This is a genomic window from Paracoccus sp. PAR01, from assembly GCF_014851995.1.
In the GTDB taxonomy this organism is placed as follows: domain Bacteria; phylum Pseudomonadota; class Alphaproteobacteria; order Rhodobacterales; family Rhodobacteraceae; genus Paracoccus; species Paracoccus litorisediminis.
The window spans coordinates 157,819-175,165 of sequence record NZ_JACVAW010000002.1 but is presented as its reverse complement, the minus strand read 5'-3'; the positions used below and the strand labels follow the sequence as shown (position 1 = coordinate 175,165).

The following is a 17,347-nucleotide window of genomic DNA, read 5'->3' as shown; positions in this document are numbered from 1 at the left end:
ATGATGAGCAGGTTTGGCTGGAACTGGCTGGGCATCGTGCCCTTTCTTGCCTTTGCGGGACTGTTTCTGGTTCTGCCGACGATGAATATCGTCATAGGCGCGTTTCAAAATCCCGAGGGGCATTTCACGCTGGCCAATCTGGCCGGGCTGGCCTCGCCCCGGATCGTCGATAGCTTTGCCATCTCGATCAAGGTCTCGCTGGCCTCGGCGCTTCTTGGGTGCCTGATCGGCTTTGCGATGGCCGCGGCAGTGGTGATGGGCGGCGTGCCCGGCTGGATCAAGGCACCGCTGATGACCTTTTCCGGCGTGGCCTCGAACTTTGCCGGTGTGCCGCTGGCATTCGCCTTTATCGCGACGCTGGGCCGGGTCGGGCTGGTGACGATGCTGCTGAAACAATGGTTCGGCATCAATATCTACGCGATGGGCTTCAACCTGCTCAGCTTCTGGGGCCTGACGCTGACCTATCTGTTCTTCCAGATCCCGCTGATGATCCTGATCATCACCCCCGCGCTGGAGGGGCTGAAACGCGAATGGCGCGAGGCTGCCGAGGTTCTGGGCGCCAGCACCGGGCAATATTGGCGCATGGTGGCGCTGCCGATCCTGTTCCCCTCGCTTCTGGGGACATTCGCGCTGCTATTCGCCAACAGCTTCGGGGCGGTGGCGACGGCCTATGCGCTGACCGGATCGTCGCTGTCGATCGTGCCGATCATGCTGTTCGCGCAGATCCGGGGCGACGTCCTGCAGGACCCGCATCTGGGCTATGCCATGGCCTTCGGCATGATCGTTGTGACGGGCCTCGCGAACCTTGCCTATGTCATCATGCGCTCGCGCGCCGAGAGGTGGATGCGATGAAGCGCGTATGGTCCTGGGGGGCGATTGTCTTTGGCGGGCTGTATTTCCTGCTGCCCCTGATCGGAACGGTCGAATTCTCGCTGCGGATGCGGCGCGGGGAATATTCGCTGGACGCCTATCGCTCGGTGCTGGCCGATCCGCAGTTTCGCGCGACCTTCAGCTACTCGGTGGTCATGGCGCTGCTGACCATCGTGCTGGGCGTGCTGATCGTGGTGCCGACCGCCTATTGGGTGCGCCTGCGCCTGCCGCGCCTGCGCCCGGTGATCGAGTTCATCACCCTGCTGCCGCTGGTCATTCCGGCCATCGTCGTCGTCTTTGGCTATATCCGGCTTTACAACACCTCGTCGATCCTGCCGCTGACCGGAACGGCTTCGGGGACGAACCTGCTGCTGCTATGCGGTTACGCCACGCTGGCGCTGCCCTACATGTACCGCGCCGTCGATACCGGCCTGTCGACGCTGGACGTGCGTTCGTTGACCGAGGCCGCGCAATCGCTGGGCGCGGGCTGGACCCGGATCATCGGCAGCCTGATCCTGCCCAATGTGCTGGGCGCGGTGATGTCGGGGGCGTTCCTGTCATTCGCCATCGTCATCGGCGAATTCACCATGGCGGCGCTGCTGAACCGCCCGGCCTTTGGCCCCTACATGCAGCTGCTGGGCGCGAACCGCGCCTATGAGCCCGCGGCGCTGGCCGTCATCGCCTTTGCCGCCACATGGGGCTGCATGGGTGTCATGCAACTGATCTCCCGCTTGGCGGGCGTGCGAAAGACCGCGAAATGAGCTTTCTGAACCTCGATCACCTGCAGAAATCCTTTGGCTCGACCAAGGTCGTCCATGACTTCAACCTGAATGTCGAGAAGGGCGAGTTCGTGTCCTTCCTTGGCCCCTCGGGCTGCGGCAAGACCACGGTGCTGCGCATGGTCGCGGGCTTTGAGGAACCGTCCGAGGGCCGCATCCTGATCGACGGGCAGGACGTGACCCGGCTGCGCCCGAATCAACGCCAGATCGGCATGGTGTTTCAGGCCTATGCGCTGTTTCCGAACCTGACTGTCGCCGACAATGTCGGCTTCGGCCTGAAGGTCGCGGGCGTGCCGCGCGCGGAACGTGCGGGCCGCGTGACCGAGATGCTGGAGCTGATCGGCCTGCCCGAGATGGGCGCACGCTTTCCGTGGCAGCTGTCGGGCGGACAGCAGCAGCGTGTGGCCTTGGCCCGCGCGCTGGCCCCGCGCCCGCGCGTGTTGTTGCTGGACGAGCCCTTGTCGGCTCTGGACGCCAAGATCCGCGTCAGCTTGCGCAACCAGATCCGAGAGATCCAGCAGCAACTGGGCATTACCACGATCTTCGTGACCCATGACCAAGAGGAGGCGCTGTCGATCTCGGACCGGATCGTGGTCATGCACAAGGGGATTGCCGATCAGACCGGCACGCCGCGCCAGATCTACAACCAGCCCGCCACCGATTTCGTTGCGGGCTTTGTCGGCACGCTGAACCGTTTCGATGCCGAGGTTCTGGATGCCCCTACCGGTCGCCTGCGTGTCGCCGGCACCGAGTTTGCGCTGGGCCGCGCCGTGCCCTCGGCCGTCAGCCTTGCCGCCCGGCCCGAAGGGCTGTCCCTGGCCGAGGACGGCATCCCCGCCGAGGTCACCGGGGTCGAGTTTCTGGGCTCGGTTCAGCGGTTGCGCATGCGGGTCGCCGGACGCGAGATCGTGCTGGACCGCTTCAACGCGCCATCCGCGGCGCTGCCCGAACCGGGCGAGGCCGTCCATATCTCGACCCAGGGGTCAAGCTGGCTGGTTCTGCCTCAGGGCGCCTGACGCCTGCGCAAGCGGATCGCGGCGGCGGCATGTCCGGGCAGGATGGTGAAGCCCTTGGCGTAGCGCGCGGCCAACCGCTTCGGGTTGGACAGCATCCGCCACGCCCATTCCATCTTGGCCTGCCGCACCCATCCCGGCGCACGGTGCTGATGTCCCGACAGAAAATCCAGACCCGCCCCGATCGAGGCGAAGCCGACATTCCCCAGCGCATCGCGGGCGCGAATGGCGAACAGTTCCTGCCGGGGGGCGCCAAGGGCCAGAAAGCACAGCCGCGCGCCTGACTGCCGGATGCTTTCGATGATGTCATCGGCCTCGGCCCCCGCGGGGTCAAAGGGGAAACCGGGGGCATGGGTCAGCGCCACGGTCAGGCCGGGAACGCGCGCGCGCATCGCAGCCGAGGCCAGCGCCAGAGACTCATTGCTGCTGCCGATCAGTGCCACGGGCAGGCCCTGCCGCGCCGCGACCCCGGCCAGCGGCAGCACCAGATCCGAACCGGGCACAAGGCTGACCGGTCGTGCCGCCAGCCGCGACAGCCAGACGATGGGATTGCCGTCGGCGCAGACCAGATCATGTTGGGCGTAAGCGTGACGAAAGCCCGCATCCTCGGCCAGCCGCTGCAGGTGATCGACATTCAGCGTGGCCAAGGCGAATCCGCGCCCTTCGGTCAGGTTTTGTCCGACCTGCGTCAGCAGGCTTGCCGCATCGCGGCAATTGATCTGGACCTTGCGGTCGTCGGGGAAGGTGAATTCCATGCCTTTTCCTGCACCGCGAACTGATGGCCTTGCCCAATCCATCCACAGCCCGCCGTTTCAGACAAGCGCCGCCTTTGCACCCGCAGAAGGATTCTGCCGAAAAAGGCAGGCCTGTTAGCGGTGATAGCATTTGGTGGATCGCGCAGGATTCGATATTCAGAATACGCGCAGCAGTTGTTTATTGTTTCTCGCTCACGCGGCGACCTGTCATTGAATGAGGGATGTTGATGGCCTTCGACCAGACTGGGGTGTCAGAGACGGATATCGCCATCGTCGGCATGGCCGCGCAATTGCCCGGCGCGGCGAACGTGGCCGAATACTGGGACAATCTGTGCCGGGGCGTCGAATCGATCCGCCCGGTTTCCCAGCCCGACCTGATCGCGCGGGGGGAAAGCCGTGCGCGGCTCTCGGACCCGAACTATGTGCCCTCGGCCGCGATTCTTGGGCAATTCGACGAATTTGACGCCGAGTTCTTTGGGCTGTCGCCCAAAGAGGCGGCGATCATGGATCCGCAGCATCGGAAGTTCCTTGAGACCTGCTGGCACGCGCTCGAAGATGCCGCCCATGTGCCCGAGCGTTTCCGCCGTCCCATCGGCATCTGGGCCGGCTGCGGCATGGGCAGCTACTTCTACTGGAACGTGTGTTCGAACCGCGATCTGGTCGATGGCGTCGGGCATTTCCTGCTGCGTCATACCGGCAATGACAAGGATTTCCTGTCGACCCGTGTCAGCCATGTCTTTGACCTGACCGGGCCGTCGATCAACATACAGACGGCCTGTTCGACTTCGCTTGTGGCGATCCACATGGCCTGCCAGTCGCTGCATTCGGGCGAATGCGACATGGCTCTGGCGGGTGGTGTCACCATCGAGATGCCGCATGGTCTGGGCTATCTCTACAAGGAAAATGAGATCCTGTCGCCCGACGGCCATTGCCACGCCTTTGACCATCGCGCGCAGGGCACGGTGTTCGGCAGCGGCGCGGCGGTCGTGGTGCTGCGGCGGCTGAAGGATGCGATTGCCGATGGCGACCATATCTGGGCGGTGATCAAGGGCTCGGCCATCAACAATGACGGCGCGGCCAAGGCCGGCTATCTGGCCCCCAGCGTCGAGGGGCAGGCGCAGGCCGTGGCCGAGGCGCTGGTCATGTCCGGCGTCAGTTCGGACAGTATCGGCTATGTCGAATGCCACGGCACCGGCACGGCTTTGGGCGACCCGATCGAGGTCGCGGCGCTCAATCAGGCCTATGCGCGGGTTTCGGATGGGACGCGGCAGGGGCCGTGCCACATCGGCTCGGTCAAGACCAATATTGGTCATCTGGACACAGCGGCGGGATCGGCGGGGCTGATCAAATCGGCGCTGTCGGTGCATCACGGCCGGATTCCGGCCAGTCTGGGATATGAGGCCCCGAACCCGGCCATCGATTTCGAAGGCGGGCCGTTCCGGGTCAATGACCGTCTGGGCGATTGGCCGGTGCCGGGACCGCGTCGGGCAGGGGTGAACTCTCTGGGCGTGGGCGGCACCAATGCCCATGCCATTCTGGAGCAACCGCCGGAGCTGCCCGCATCCGAGGAATCCGACTGGCCCTTCCAGATCATCGCGGTGTCGGGCCGCAGCAAGGCGGCACTGGACGCCAACAGCGCGGCGTTGGCCGCGTGGCTGCGTGCCAATCCGGGCGTCAACATGGCCGATCTGTCCTTCACTCTGACCGATGGTCGCCGCCAATTCGACCGCCGCCGGGTGCTGGTCGCCCATGACGCGCTTGAGGCGGTAGAGATGCTGGAAAACCCCGATCCCCGGCTGGTCTTTGACCATCAGCCGGTGGCCGAAGGGGCGGGCGCGGTCTTCATGCTGCCGGGCGGCGGCGCGCAATATGCGGGCATGGCGCGCGGGCTTTACCAGACCGAGCCGGTCTTCCGCGAATGGATGGACCGGGGCCTCGATCATATGTCGCAGGCGCATGGGACCGATCTGCGCGCCTTGTGGCTGCCCGAACCGGGCACTGAGCCCGAAGCGGATCGGCGGTTGCTGCAACCCTCGCTGCAATTGCCGCTGCTGATGATCACCGAATATGCGCTGGCGCAGCTGTGGATCGATTGGGGCGTGAAACCCTCGGCGCTGATCGGGCATTCGATGGGGGAAAACACCGCCGCCTGCATCGCGGGCGTGATGTCCTTTGAGGATTGCATCGGTCTGGTCCGCCTGCGCGGGTTGCTGATGGACCGGGTCCCGGCGGGTGGCATGCTGAGTGTGCCGCTGGAGCCGCAGGATTTCGCCGCGGAAATGTCGGCGCTGGGGCTGGATCTGGCCGCCGTGAACGGACCGGCAATGTCGGTGGTGTCAGGGCCGGATGCGGCCTTGGACGCCTTTGCCGCGAAAATGTCCGCGCGTGAGATCGAATGCCAGCGCATCGCCATTTCCATCGCCGCCCATTCGCGGCTGCTGGACGGCGTTCTGGCCGAGTTCCGGGACTATCTGGCCTCGATCCCGCTGCATGCACCGCAGATCCCGATCATCTCGAACCAGACCGGGCAGCCGCTGACAGTTCAGCAGGCGACCAGTCCCGATTACTGGGTCCAGCATCTGCGCGGCACTGTGCGCTTTGCCGATGGCATCGGCTGGCTGGCGCAGGACCCCGCCCGGATCTATCTGGAGGTCGGACCGGGTCGCGCCATGCAGGCCATGGCCAAGGCGCATCCCGCGGTCAGTGCGGGTCAGGTCATCACCACCCTGCGCCACCGCGATCAGGCGACTGGCGATGACAGCTATTTCATGGCTGCCCTGGCCCGCGTCTGGGCCTGTGGCGGGTCCATCGACTGGGACCAGATCCGGGGCGGCGCGCGTCGTCAGCGCCTGTCGCTGCCCGGCTATGCCTTCCAGCGCAAACGCTATTTCATCGAACGCGCCGCCGCTCCGGCGGACAGCCGCTCCGAACTGGCCCGGATCGAGGCCCCTGCCGAATGGGGCTGGCGACCGGCATGGAAACTGGCGGCCCCTGCCGTCGAGATCGGCCCCGAAGGCCCGGTCATCGCTGGCACGCAGGATTGGCTGATCTTTGTCGATGATCTGGGTATTGGCGACCGGCTCGCAGGCCTGCTGCGCGGTCTTGGCCAGCGCGTCGCCACCGTCCAGATCGCCGATACCTTTGCCGACAAGGGCGAGGGGCGCTTTACCCTTCCGGTCGAATCCGACCGCGAAGGCTATGAGATGCTGCTCTCTGCGCTTGCCGCGCAGGAGCGGGTGCCGCAACGCATCCTGCATCTGTGGTCGCTGACCCAAGGGGCGCAGTTCCGGCCCGGCTCCAGCCTGCTCAACAGCCAGCTTGAGCGCGGTTATTTCGGCTTGCTGCATCTGGCGCAGGCCATTGGCGCAGAATTGCCCGACGCCCGGTTGGACTTGATCGCCATTTGCAACGACGCGCTGTCCATCGCGCAGGAACCGGCGACCAGCCCGGAAAAGGCGACTGCCGCCGGACCGATCCGGGTCATGCCGCATGAGATGCCGGGCGTCTCGGCCCGATTGGTCGATATTCGCCTGCCCGAGAAGCGCGGCACTGACGCTGTGGCCCTCATGCTGCTTGAGGAAGCGCTGGCCCCCTCGGGTGCGGCACTGGCCGCATGGCGGGACGGGCGTCGGTTCGAGCAGGGATTGGAACGGGTCGCCTTGGCCGAGGACGGCATGGCGGGCATTCCACCCGCTGCCGTCTGCCTGATCACCGGCGGTTTTGGCGGGATTGGCCAGACCATCGCCCGCGAATTGGCGGCGCGTGGCGGCGCAAGGCTGGCCCTGGTGACGCGCGGCAGGTTGGATGCCGCCCCGATCCTTGCCGCGTTGCATCAGCTTGAGGCAGCGGGGGCCGAGGTCATCGCCATCCGCGCCGATGTCACCAGCCCCGAGGATATGGCCCGCGCCGTTGCGGAAACCCGCGCGCGCTTTGGCGCTTTGGACGTGGTGCTGCATGCGGCGGGGATCGTCCGCGACAGCCTGATCGCCGCGAAAAGCGATGATGACAGCTGGGACGTTCTGGCACCGAAGCTGCTGGGCACGCAGGCGCTGATGCAGGCGCTGGCCGCTGATCCGGTGGGGATGACGGTGCTGTTTTCCTCGACCTCGTCGGTGATCGCTCCGGCGGGGCAGGCCGATTACGTGGCGGCGAATGAATATCTGAACGCGGTCGCCCGTTCCGCGCCCAAGGCCTTGGGTCGGGTGGTCGCGGTCAATTGGGGCGTCTGGGCCGATGCCGGCATGGCGGCCCGTGCATTGGGGCTGGAAAGCGCGCTGACCAGTGGCGCGACCCTGCAGCGCCCGCTGCTGGATCAGGCGATGCCGCTGCCGCGCGGGCGCGAATTCCGCACCACGCTTTCCGCCGAACGCTGGATCATCGACGGACACCGTACGGCCTCGGGTCAGGCGCTGATGCCTGGCACCGGCTGGATCGAGATGATCGCCGAGGCCGCACAGGAAGCCGGGCTACAATTCCCCTTCGTCATCCGCGAGTTGGAATTCCTGCGTCCGGTGCTGGTCGATGGCGCGACTCTGGTGACAACCCGTGTCGAACCCGAGGGCGATGCCCTGCGCATCCGCATCCTTGACGATCCGCAGGGTGAGGCGAACGTCACCGCTTTGGTCGAAACCCTGACGGAATCCACGCCCGCGCCACTGGTCGTGGCCGGGCCATGGGATATGGACGGGCAGGGGCAGGCTTTGGCCTCGGCGCAGGAAAGGCAGCTGGCTTTCGGGCCGCGCTGGCAGGTGCTGCGGCGCTATCGCCTGAAAGGCGACGAAGGCATGGCCGAACTGGCGCTGGCCCCGGAATTCGTCTCGGATGCCGGGCAGGGCTGGCTGGCCCATCCGGCGCTGCTGGATATCGCCACGGGCTGGGCCATGGCGCTGATCCGGGGCTGGTCGCCGGACCACCTGTGGGTGCCGATGGGCTATCGCGCGATCCGGATCTACGGAGCACTGCCCGCGCAGGTCACCAGCCATGTCCGCAATGCCGGTGACAATAGCGATGCACAGGGCATGGCCCAGTTCGACATCACCCTTGCTGGACCGGACGGGGTCGTCTGCGCCGAGATCCGCGGCTTCTCTCTGCGCAAGCTGGAAAACGCCATCGCGACGCGGCCCGTCGGGCGCGCCGCACCCGCGCGCAACCTGTCGCCGGCCGAGCGGCGCTTGCAGCACAATATCTCGCAGGGCATCCCCGCCGCGATCGGTCCGGCGATGCTGTCACGGGCGATCTCGACCGGGCTGCCACAGGTCTTTGTGTCCTCGCTGGACTTGCCCGCGCTGGTGGCCGAGGCCGGGCTGGCCGAGACGGCTGCCCCATCCGAAGGCGGTTTCGAACGCCCGGATCTGGACAGCGACTTCATCGCCCCCGCGCCCGGCATTCAGGCCGAACTGGCCGCGATCTGGTCCGAGCTGTTGGGCATCGCACAGGTCGGCGCGGCGGACAGCTTCTTTGATCTGGGTGGGCATTCGCTGATCGCGGTCCGGATGTTCGGACAGGTGCGCAAAGCCTTTGGCGTCGACCTGCCGATCTCGACGCTGTTCGAGGCCCCGACCATCGCCGCGCTGGCCGCGCTGATCGAGGAGCGCACCGGCCCGCGCGAGATCGTGGCGGATAACGTGCGCGCCATGCCGACCAACACCCGCACCAAGCGCCGCTTTGTCGTCGATATGGGCGGGCGCGGTGCAGGCACGCCCTTCTTCATGGTCGCGGGCATGTTCGGCAATGTCATGAACCTGCGCCAGTTGGCACAGCGTCTGGGCGTGGACCGCCGCTTCTATGGATTGCAGGCACGCGGCCTGCTGGGCGACGACAAGCCGCATGAAACTTTTGCTGATGCCGCCCGCGACTATATCGCGGAGCTGCGTGAGGTGCAGCCCGAAGGCCCCTACCTGATCGGCGGCTTCTCGGGCGGCGGGCTGACCGCCTATGAGATGGCGCGGCAATTGCGCGCGGCCGGTGAGGAAGTGGCAATGCTGGTCATGCTGGACACGCCCTTGCCGCTGCGCGAGGCCGTCAGCCGCAAGGACCGGCTGATGATCCGCTGGCGCGAGCTGGCCGAAGGCGGGCCGGGCTTTGCCGCGAAATGGTTGCGCGATCGCGTCGCCTATGAATTCATCCGCCGCAGCAAGGCCCGCGCGGTCGAGGCCGAGGCCAGCACCGACAGCGGCGACACCTTCCACGACCTTGCCATCGAAGCCGCCTTCCTCAACGCGCTGCCGGGAATGGAGCTGTCGGTCTGGGACGGGCCGGTGGCGATGCTGCGTCCGCCGCTGGACCTGCGCTGGAAGGTGACGGGCGGGCGCTGGATCAATTCAGGCCGCGACTATGTCGTTGCCGATAATGGCTGGAGCGATTGGATGCCGAAACTGCAGGTGATCGAAGTGCCGGGGGACCACGATTCCATGGTGTTGGAACCGAATGTGCGGCGCATGACCTCGATCCTGCGCGAGATCCTGCGTGAAGCGGATGTCGATGCCTCCGCGCAGGTGCAGGCGGCCGAGTGATGCTGGACAAGGAACCGTCGGTCCATGTCGTGGTGCTGAACTGGCGCACGGCAGACATGTCGCTGGGTGCAGCCGAGGCCGCGCTGGTCGCAATGGCCGGCATTGATGGCGGCATCACCATCGTCGATAACGATTCCGGCGACGGATCGTTCGAACATATGCAGGCCGAGGCGCGGGCGCGCGGCTGGCTGGACCGGGGCCGCGTCGCGGTGGTGCAGTCTGGCTGGAACGGTGGTTATGGCGCGGGCAACAATTACGGCATCCGCCAGAACCTGCCGGATGGGCGGCGGGCCGATCTGGTCTATCTGCTGAACTCGGATGCGATCCCCGCGCCCGACGCGATCCGGGCGCTGATGGAGCATCTGGCGCAAAACCCTCGGGCCGGGATCGCCTGTTCGCGCCTGTCCGGTCCGGACGGAGAGCCGCATCACACCGCCTTCCGCTTCCCCTCGGCTGCCGGTGAGTTCGAGGCCGCCAGCCGCAGCGGCCCGGTCACGCGCCTGCTCAAGGGCAAGGTCATCGCCATGCCGCAGCCCGCGACAACCTGCCGCGTCGACTGGTCGGCGGGGGCCTCCATGATGATCCGCATGGATGTGCTGGACGGGGTCGGCATGTTTGACGAGGGGTTCTTTCTGTATTTCGAGGAAACCGATCTGTGCCGCCGCGCGGCTCAGGCCGGTTGGCAAACCCATTACGTCGTTGAAAGCGCGGTCGAGCATATCGGCTCGGCCAGCACCGGGATGAAGGAATGGCGGCGCATTCCCGATTACTGGTACGATTCCCGCCGCCGTTATTTCGAAAAGCATCACGGCCGGGCAGGGGCGCTGGCCGCCACCGCCGCCACTTTGGGTGGCGAGGCGATCTGGCGGCTGCGCTGCCTGATCCAGCGGCAGCAGACCGGCGTGCCTCCGGGTCATCTGATGACGCTGGCCCGCCACGCCTTGCGCCGCCAACCGATGCCGATTCATGTTGAAAAGGGAAGGCCATGACGCAGTTCTCCGCGATCCTTGTCGGCAATGAGCTTTTGTTGCGCCACGCGGCCGAAACGCTGCTGGCGCGTGGCCACCGGATCGTCGCGGTGGTGACGCGCAATCCCGACCTGCGCGCTTGGGCGCAGGGGGCGGGGTTGCCGGTCGAGGATCAGGACGCCCCGCTTGTCGCCGATGCGCCACCGGCGGATTGGCTGTTCAGCGTCGCGAACCTGTCCCTGCTTTCGCCTGCGATGCTGGCGCGCGGAAAGCGGGGGGCGATCAATTTCCATGACGGGCCATTGCCGAAACTGGCCGGGCTGAATGCTCCGGTCTGGGCGATCATCGGGCAAGAGGCGCAGCATGGCGTCACCTGGCACATGATCGAAGGCAAGGTGGATCAGGGCGATATCCTGGCGCAGCGCCTGTTCGACCTGCGCCCCGACGATACCGCGCTGACGCTGAATGCGCGCTGCTTTGCGCGCGCCGCCGAAAGCTTTCCCGATGTCGTGACCCAGCTGGAGGGGGCGGGGCCGCAGCGGATACCGCAGGATCTGTCGCAGCGCAGCTATGTCGGCAAGAAGAAGCGCCCCGAGGCTGGCGGCGTTCTGGATTTCACCCGCCCCGCCGCCGAGATCGGTGCGCTGGTACGTGGATTGGATCATGGCGGCTATTGGAACCCGCTGTCCGAGCCCAAGGTGATGCTGGACGGGCGGCTGCTTGCGGTTGCGGGGCTGGACGGGATTGAGCCCGGCGGCGGCGTACCGGGGACGGTTCTGGCCCATGACGGACAGGTGGCGGTGATTGCGGCGGCGGATGCGCTGGTCCGCTTGAAATTCGCGGGCGAGCTGCCCGCGCTGGGCGCCGTCATCACGCCTCAGGATGACCGGACGAGCCTGACTGCGCTTGCAACTGACGCCGCGCCCCATGACGAATGGTGGCGCAAGCGGTTGGCGGCGATGAACCCGGCGGTGATGCCGGGCGAAGCCTCGGGGCAGCAGGTGCGGATTGACCTGAAGCCGGGGGCGGGGTCGTCGCGGGTCGCCTTGGCCGCCCTGCTGCTGTCGCGGCTGGCGGCTCAGTCCCGGCTGGATCTGGCACTGCGTCCGGCTGATCTGCCGACCTCGCCGCTGGTCGCGGGTTGGGTGCCGCTGGCGGTCGAAACCGAGGGCGGGATGACCACCTTGGCCGAGCTTGCCGGGCAGATCGATGCACGGATCGCCGAGGCCGCCGGGCATCGCTTCTTTCTTGACGACCTGACCCGCCGTGCCCCCGAACTGCGCGAGGCTGCGCGGCCGGAACTTGCGATCAACCTGCGCGACGCGCAGCCCATCCCCCATGCTGCGTTGACAGTCGCTCTGACTGATACGGGCGCGGCCCTGTTCCATGACCCAGTCCGGGTCAGCGCGGCTCAGGCGCAGCGACTGGCGCGCGCATTGGATGCGGCGGAACGACCGGATGCGACACACCTGCGCGATGTTTCCCTACTGGACGCGCAGGAATTGCGCGATCTGCTGCTTGGTCGCAATGATACGCTGGTGGATGCGCGGCTGGCCCCCATCCATGACCTGATCGCCGAAATGGCCTCGGCGGACCCGGATGCGGTGGCGCTGGCTTTTGAGGATCGGGTGCTGACTCGCGGTCAACTGGACCGTGCGGCGAATGCGCTGGCGGCAAGGTTGGTGCAAATGGGGGTCGGGTCGGACCAGCCGGTAGGGCTGTTCGCCCGGCGCTCGCCGGAACTGGTCATCGGCGCGCTGGCGATCTGGAAAGCGGGCGGCGCCTATGTGCCCTTGGACCCGGACTACCCGGCCGAGCGGATCGCGCTTTACCTTGAGGATAGCGGCGCGCCGGTGGTGCTGGTGCAGTCGGGGATGGCTGATCGTCTGCCCGCGCATGGGGCGCAGGTGGTGACGATCCCCAGCGACCTGCCGCATGGCATGGTCGCTCCGCCGGTGACGGCGGTCGGGCCGGAAAATCTGGCCTATCTGATCTATACCTCGGGTTCGACCGGGCGGCCCAAGGGGGTCATGGTCGAGCATCGCAACGTGGCGAATTTCTTTACCGGGATGGACGCCATGATCCCTCATCGGCAGGGGGATGCGTGGCTGGCGGTGACCAGCCTGTCCTTTGACATCTCGGTGCTGGAGATTTTCTGGTCCCTGGCGCGAGGTCTGCGGCTGGTGATCGCGGGCGAGGAATCGCGGCTGGCGGTCTCGGGCAGCACGCCGGCAGCAGCGCGCCGTGATGTGACCGGCGGGATGGAATTCAGCCTGTTCTATTGGGGCAATGACGACGGGCAGGGGCCGCGCAAATACCAGCTGCTGCTGGATGGCGCGCGCTTTGCCGATCAGAATGGCTTTGTCGCGCTGTGGACGCCGGAACGGCATTTCCATGCCTTTGGCGGACCCTATCCGAACCCATCGGTTTCCGGTGCGGCTGTGGCGGCGGTCACCAAGAACATTGCCGTGCGCGCGGGCAGTTGCGTGCTGCCGCTGCATCATCCCGCCCGCGTGGCCGAGGAGTGGGCGGTCATCGACAACCTGACTGCGGGCCGGGCGGGGCTGGCCATCGCCTCGGGCTGGCAGCCGGATGATTTCGTGCTGCGACCGGAAAACGCGCCGCCGAACAACAAGACCGCGATGATCGCGGGCATCGACCAGTTGCGCCGGCTGTGGCGCGGCGAGGCGGTCGAATTCCCGCGCGCGGGCGGCGGCACCTTTGGCGTGGTGACCCAGCCGCGCCCGGTGCAGCCGGAACTGCCGCTGTGGATGACGGTCGCCGGAAACCCCGAGACATGGATCGAGGCCGGGCGGCTGGGCATGAACGTCCTGACCCATCTTCTGGGCCAAAGCATCGACACTGTCGCGGCGCGGATCAAGGATTACCACGCGGCGCTGCGGGCGGCGGGGCATGATCCGGCGGATTTCACCGTCACCCTGATGCTGCATACCTGTCTGGCCGAGGACCGGGAAACCGCACGCGAGATCTCGCGCGAGCCGATGAAGAATTACCTGCGCAGCGCGGCTGCCCTGGTCAAGCAATATGCCTGGGATTTCCCGGCCTTCCGCAAACCCGAGGGCATGACCAATCCCATGGCCATCGACCTTGGCAGCCTGTCCGAGGAAGAGCTGGACGGCATCCTCGAATTCGCCTTTTTGCGGTATTTCGAGGATTCGGGGCTGTTCGGCTCGGTCGAGGACGGGATTGCGCGTATCGAGCATCTGAAGACAATTGGCATCGGCGAGGTCGCCTGCCTGATCGATTACGGCATCGCCCCGGATCAGGTCACCGGTTTCTTCCCGCTGCTGGCACAGTTGAAAACGCAGGTGAACCCGCAAGCCGATGAGCCTGAGGACGGGGATTTCTCGATCGCGGCGCAGATCCGGCGCTGGAAGGTGACGCATCTCCAATGCACGCCCAGCATGGCGCGGATTCTGGTCTCGGACCCGGCGGTGGCCGGGGCAATGGCAGGGCTGAAATGCGTGATGGTCGGCGGCGAGGCGCTGCCTCCGGCGCTGCTGGCCGATCTGCGCAAGGAAAGCCGGGCACGCGTCTTGAACATGTATGGCCCGACCGAGACGACGATCTGGTCGACGGTGGCCGACGTTACCGATGCGCCCGAGGTTACCTTGGGACGCCCCATCGCCAATACCCAGCTATATGTACTGGACGGCGAGGGCGCGCCGGTGGTTCCGGGCGCGCCGGGCGAATTGTGGATCGGCGGGCACGGGGTTACGCGCGGCTATTGGCAGCGCGAGGACCTGACGGCAGCGGCCTTCCGTCCCGATCCTTTCGTGCCTGCGGATCGCGCCTCGGCTTGGGGGGCGCGGATGTATCGGACGGGTGATCTGGTGCGCTGGCGCGAGGATGGCGGTCTGGATTACATCGGCCGGGCCGATCACCAGATCAAGCTGCGCGGTTTCCGCATCGAACTGGGCGAAATCGAGGCGGCCTTGACCGGTCAACCCGGCGTGCGCGAGGCGGTGGCACTGGTGCGTGAGGACCAGCCCGGCGACAAGCGGCTGGTCGTCTATGTCACCGGCGCGACGGACCTGTCCGAGAAGCAGTTGCGTGAGGCGCTGGTCAGTGCCTTGCCGGCGCATATGGTGCCGGGCCGCATTCTGCGGCTGGACCGGATGCCCCTGACCCCGAACCGCAAGATCGACCGCAAGCAATTGCCGCGCCCAGAAGTGGTCGCAGCGGTGGCAGCGGCCGCGCCGGTCATCGAGACCGCCGCGCCCGCCTCGGTCGCTTCGCCGACCGAGGATCTGGAACGGGCGGTGCATGGGCTGTGGTCCGAGGTTCTGGGCGTGGCGCAGATCGGGCCTCGGGACAACTTCTTTGCCTTGGGCGGGCATTCGTTGCTGGCGATCCAGTTGCACCGGACGATGCGCGACCGGTTGGGGCTGAGCAGGTTGGGGGTCACGGATATCTTCCGCTTCCCGGTTATGGCCGATTTCCTGCGCCATCTGGCGGGGCTGACCCCGGTGGCGTCGGTGGTGGCTCCGGCCGAGACACCCGTAGCGGCACCGCCGGTCATGGCCCCGGCCGAGGCCGGGCTGGCCAGTGCTGCCGAGGATGCCATGGCGCGGCGCCGGGCCCTGCGGGCGCAGTTGCGCGGCGGCGGATGAACCAGACCGCTCCGGTGCGGGATCTGCTAAGACGCTTGCTGCCCGCCGATTTTGGTTGCGCGGTGCTGCATGTCTCGCGGGCCGCACCGCCGCTCATGCCGGGCGAGGAAGCAGCGGTGGCGCGCGCGATCCCGAAGCGGCGGCACGAATTTGCGCTGGGACGGTTAGCCCTGCGGATGGCGCTGGCCGAGGCCGGGCATGACCTGCCGCCGGATCGGCCCATTCCCAGCCGCGCCGACCGTCGCCCAGACCTGCCCGATGGGATCAGGGCAAGCCTGTCGCATGGCGGCGCGTTCTGCGTCGCGGTGGCCGCGCCCGCTGGCGGACCGTGGGTCGGGGTCGATATCGAATCCGCGACCCGCAGTGCGCCCGAGGGGCTGGCCGAAAGCGTCGCCCCCTATCGCATGACGGGCGATGCGCCGCTGCTGGCCTTTTGCGTGAAAGAGGCGATGTTCAAGGCGCAGTTTCCGCTGACCGGGCGGATGCTGGATTTCAGCGATGTGCCTGCGGTGATCCGCGGCGAGAGGGCGCGAGCGTGCCTTGGTTCGCGGCTGATTGCGGCGCGCTGGGGGGCAGCCATGGATCACTATCTGGCGGTCAGCCTGTGGCGTGGGTGAACAGCGTCAGCAACGCACGCGCCGAATCCGCGATGTCATGTCTTTGCCGGACCCGTCGCAAGGCGGATTGCCCCATTTGCGTCAGGGTGGCGTGATCGCAGGCGGCAATGTCGAGCATGGCGGCGGCAAGGGCCTCGGCATCTCCGGCAGGGACCAGCCAGCCTTCCTGACCGGGGCGGATAAGTTCGGGAATGCCGGCGATATAGGTCGACAGGACCGGACGGGCGCGCAGCATCGCCTCCATGATGACGACGGGCAGCCCCTCGGCAAAGCTGGGCGTCACCAGCGCATGGGCGTTGTCCAGCGCGGCGCGGACACCGGCCTGATCCTGCCAGCCCAGCAGCTCGACCGCATTGCCGATGCCCTCGGTGGCGATGATGGCTTCGATCTGCGGGCGCAACTCGCCATCCCCGACCAGCGCCAGCCGGATTGCCGGATTTTGCCGTTGTGCCAGAACAAAAGCGCGGATGAGCAGGCCAAAGCCCTTCTGTTCGGCAAAGCGGCCGATGGCGACCAGCCTCAGCGGTCCGGGCGGTAGCGGGGCTGTGTCCTGCAGGGTGCAATCCAGCCCGCAATGCACGACCTGGATCTTATGTAGATCCTCGGGCGCCGCCCAGCGAGAGAGTTGCGCGCGGCCGAAGCTGCTGACGGTGACGCTGAACTCCGACAATGCCAGCTTGCCCGCCAGGTCAAGCGCCTCGGGGCGGTCGAACTCCTCGGGGCCGTGGATGGTGAAGCTGAACTGAGGACCGCCCAACAACCGGGCATAGCTGGCGACGCGGGTCGAGTTGGTACCGAAATGTGCGTGAAGATGCGTCAGACCCAGTTCGCGGGCGCGGGCGGCGATGCGTGCGCCTTCGGCCAGATAGATCAGCTGGCGCGCGAAGCTGGATTCTCCAGCTGCGGCCCGGCGGCGCGCCAGCCCGACAGCGGCACCCATCTGCGACGGGCTCGCCCCGGCCTGACGAGCGACAGACTGCAAAAGACCCACGCCGCCGCTTTCAAGAATACGCTCGGTGCGGGCGTGTTCGGCCAGATCCTCGGGATCGGTCAGCGCCTGCGGGTCGCCGCGCATGGCAAAGCGGTGGATCTGCGCGCCAAGGGATTCGAGGGCCGCGATTTCTCGTCTGATGAAGCTGTGGGACGGGCGCGGATAGGTGTTGACGACATATCCGATTCGTAGAGTCATGGAATCCTGA

9 protein-coding genes are annotated in these 17,347 nt (G+C 66.7%); 7 read left to right on the top strand and 2 right to left on the bottom strand.

Going from position 1 to position 17,347, the window contains the following annotated elements:
• Positions 1 to 3: 3 nt before the first annotated feature.
• The 3 genes from IB235_RS05930 to IB235_RS05920 are packed head-to-tail and all read left to right on the top strand — an operon-like array spanning position 4 to position 2,665.
• Positions 4 to 852, top strand: a complete 849-nt coding sequence (locus IB235_RS05930; RefSeq protein ID WP_192336048.1) for an ABC transporter permease subunit — start codon at positions 4 to 6, stop codon at positions 850 to 852.
• On the top strand, positions 849 to 1,631 hold the full coding sequence (locus IB235_RS05925) for an ABC transporter permease (RefSeq protein ID WP_192336047.1): 783 nt from the start codon (positions 849 to 851) through the stop codon (positions 1,629 to 1,631). The genes IB235_RS05930 and IB235_RS05925 overlap by 4 nt, the downstream gene beginning before the upstream one ends.
• Positions 1,628 to 2,665: an ABC transporter ATP-binding protein gene (locus IB235_RS05920; protein ID WP_192336046.1), complete on the top strand. Its 1,038-nt coding sequence runs from the start codon at positions 1,628 to 1,630 to the stop codon at positions 2,663 to 2,665. Before IB235_RS05925 ends, IB235_RS05920 begins: the two co-directional genes overlap by 4 nt.
• Here IB235_RS05920 and IB235_RS05915 read toward each other — a convergent pair.
• Positions 2,653 to 3,417, bottom strand: coding sequence for a WecB/TagA/CpsF family glycosyltransferase (locus IB235_RS05915; protein ID WP_192336045.1), 765 nt, complete (start codon positions 3,415 to 3,417; stop codon positions 2,653 to 2,655). The genes IB235_RS05920 and IB235_RS05915 overlap by 13 nt on opposite strands.
• A 227-nt stretch (positions 3,418 to 3,644) precedes the next feature.
• Here IB235_RS05915 and IB235_RS05910 point away from each other — a divergent pair, with 227 nt between their 5' ends.
• The 4 genes from IB235_RS05910 to IB235_RS05895 are packed head-to-tail and all read left to right on the top strand — an operon-like array spanning position 3,645 to position 16,148.
• The gene (locus tag IB235_RS05910) at positions 3,645 to 9,929 is read left to right on the top strand and encodes a type I polyketide synthase (RefSeq protein WP_192336044.1); all 6,285 of its coding nucleotides are present in this window, start codon (positions 3,645 to 3,647) and stop codon (positions 9,927 to 9,929) included.
• The gene (locus IB235_RS05905; RefSeq protein WP_192336043.1) at positions 9,929 to 10,918 is read left to right on the top strand and encodes a glycosyltransferase; all 990 of its coding nucleotides are present in this window, start codon (positions 9,929 to 9,931) and stop codon (positions 10,916 to 10,918) included. The genes IB235_RS05910 and IB235_RS05905 overlap by 1 nt, the downstream gene beginning before the upstream one ends.
• Entirely contained in the window at positions 10,915 to 15,531 is a 4,617-nt protein-coding gene (locus IB235_RS05900; RefSeq protein WP_192336042.1) for a MupA/Atu3671 family FMN-dependent luciferase-like monooxygenase, read from the top strand. Before IB235_RS05905 ends, IB235_RS05900 begins: the two co-directional genes overlap by 4 nt.
• Positions 15,528 to 16,148 (top strand): 4'-phosphopantetheinyl transferase, encoded by a 621-nt coding sequence (locus IB235_RS05895; protein ID WP_192336041.1) that lies wholly within the window; start codon positions 15,528 to 15,530, stop codon positions 16,146 to 16,148. Before IB235_RS05900 ends, IB235_RS05895 begins: the two co-directional genes overlap by 4 nt.
• Here IB235_RS05895 and IB235_RS05890 read toward each other — a convergent pair.
• Positions 16,129 to 17,337, bottom strand: coding sequence for a glycosyltransferase family 4 protein (locus IB235_RS05890; RefSeq protein WP_192336040.1), 1,209 nt, complete (start codon positions 17,335 to 17,337; stop codon positions 16,129 to 16,131). The genes IB235_RS05895 and IB235_RS05890 overlap by 20 nt on opposite strands.
• Positions 17,338 to 17,347: the final 10 nt, after the last annotated feature.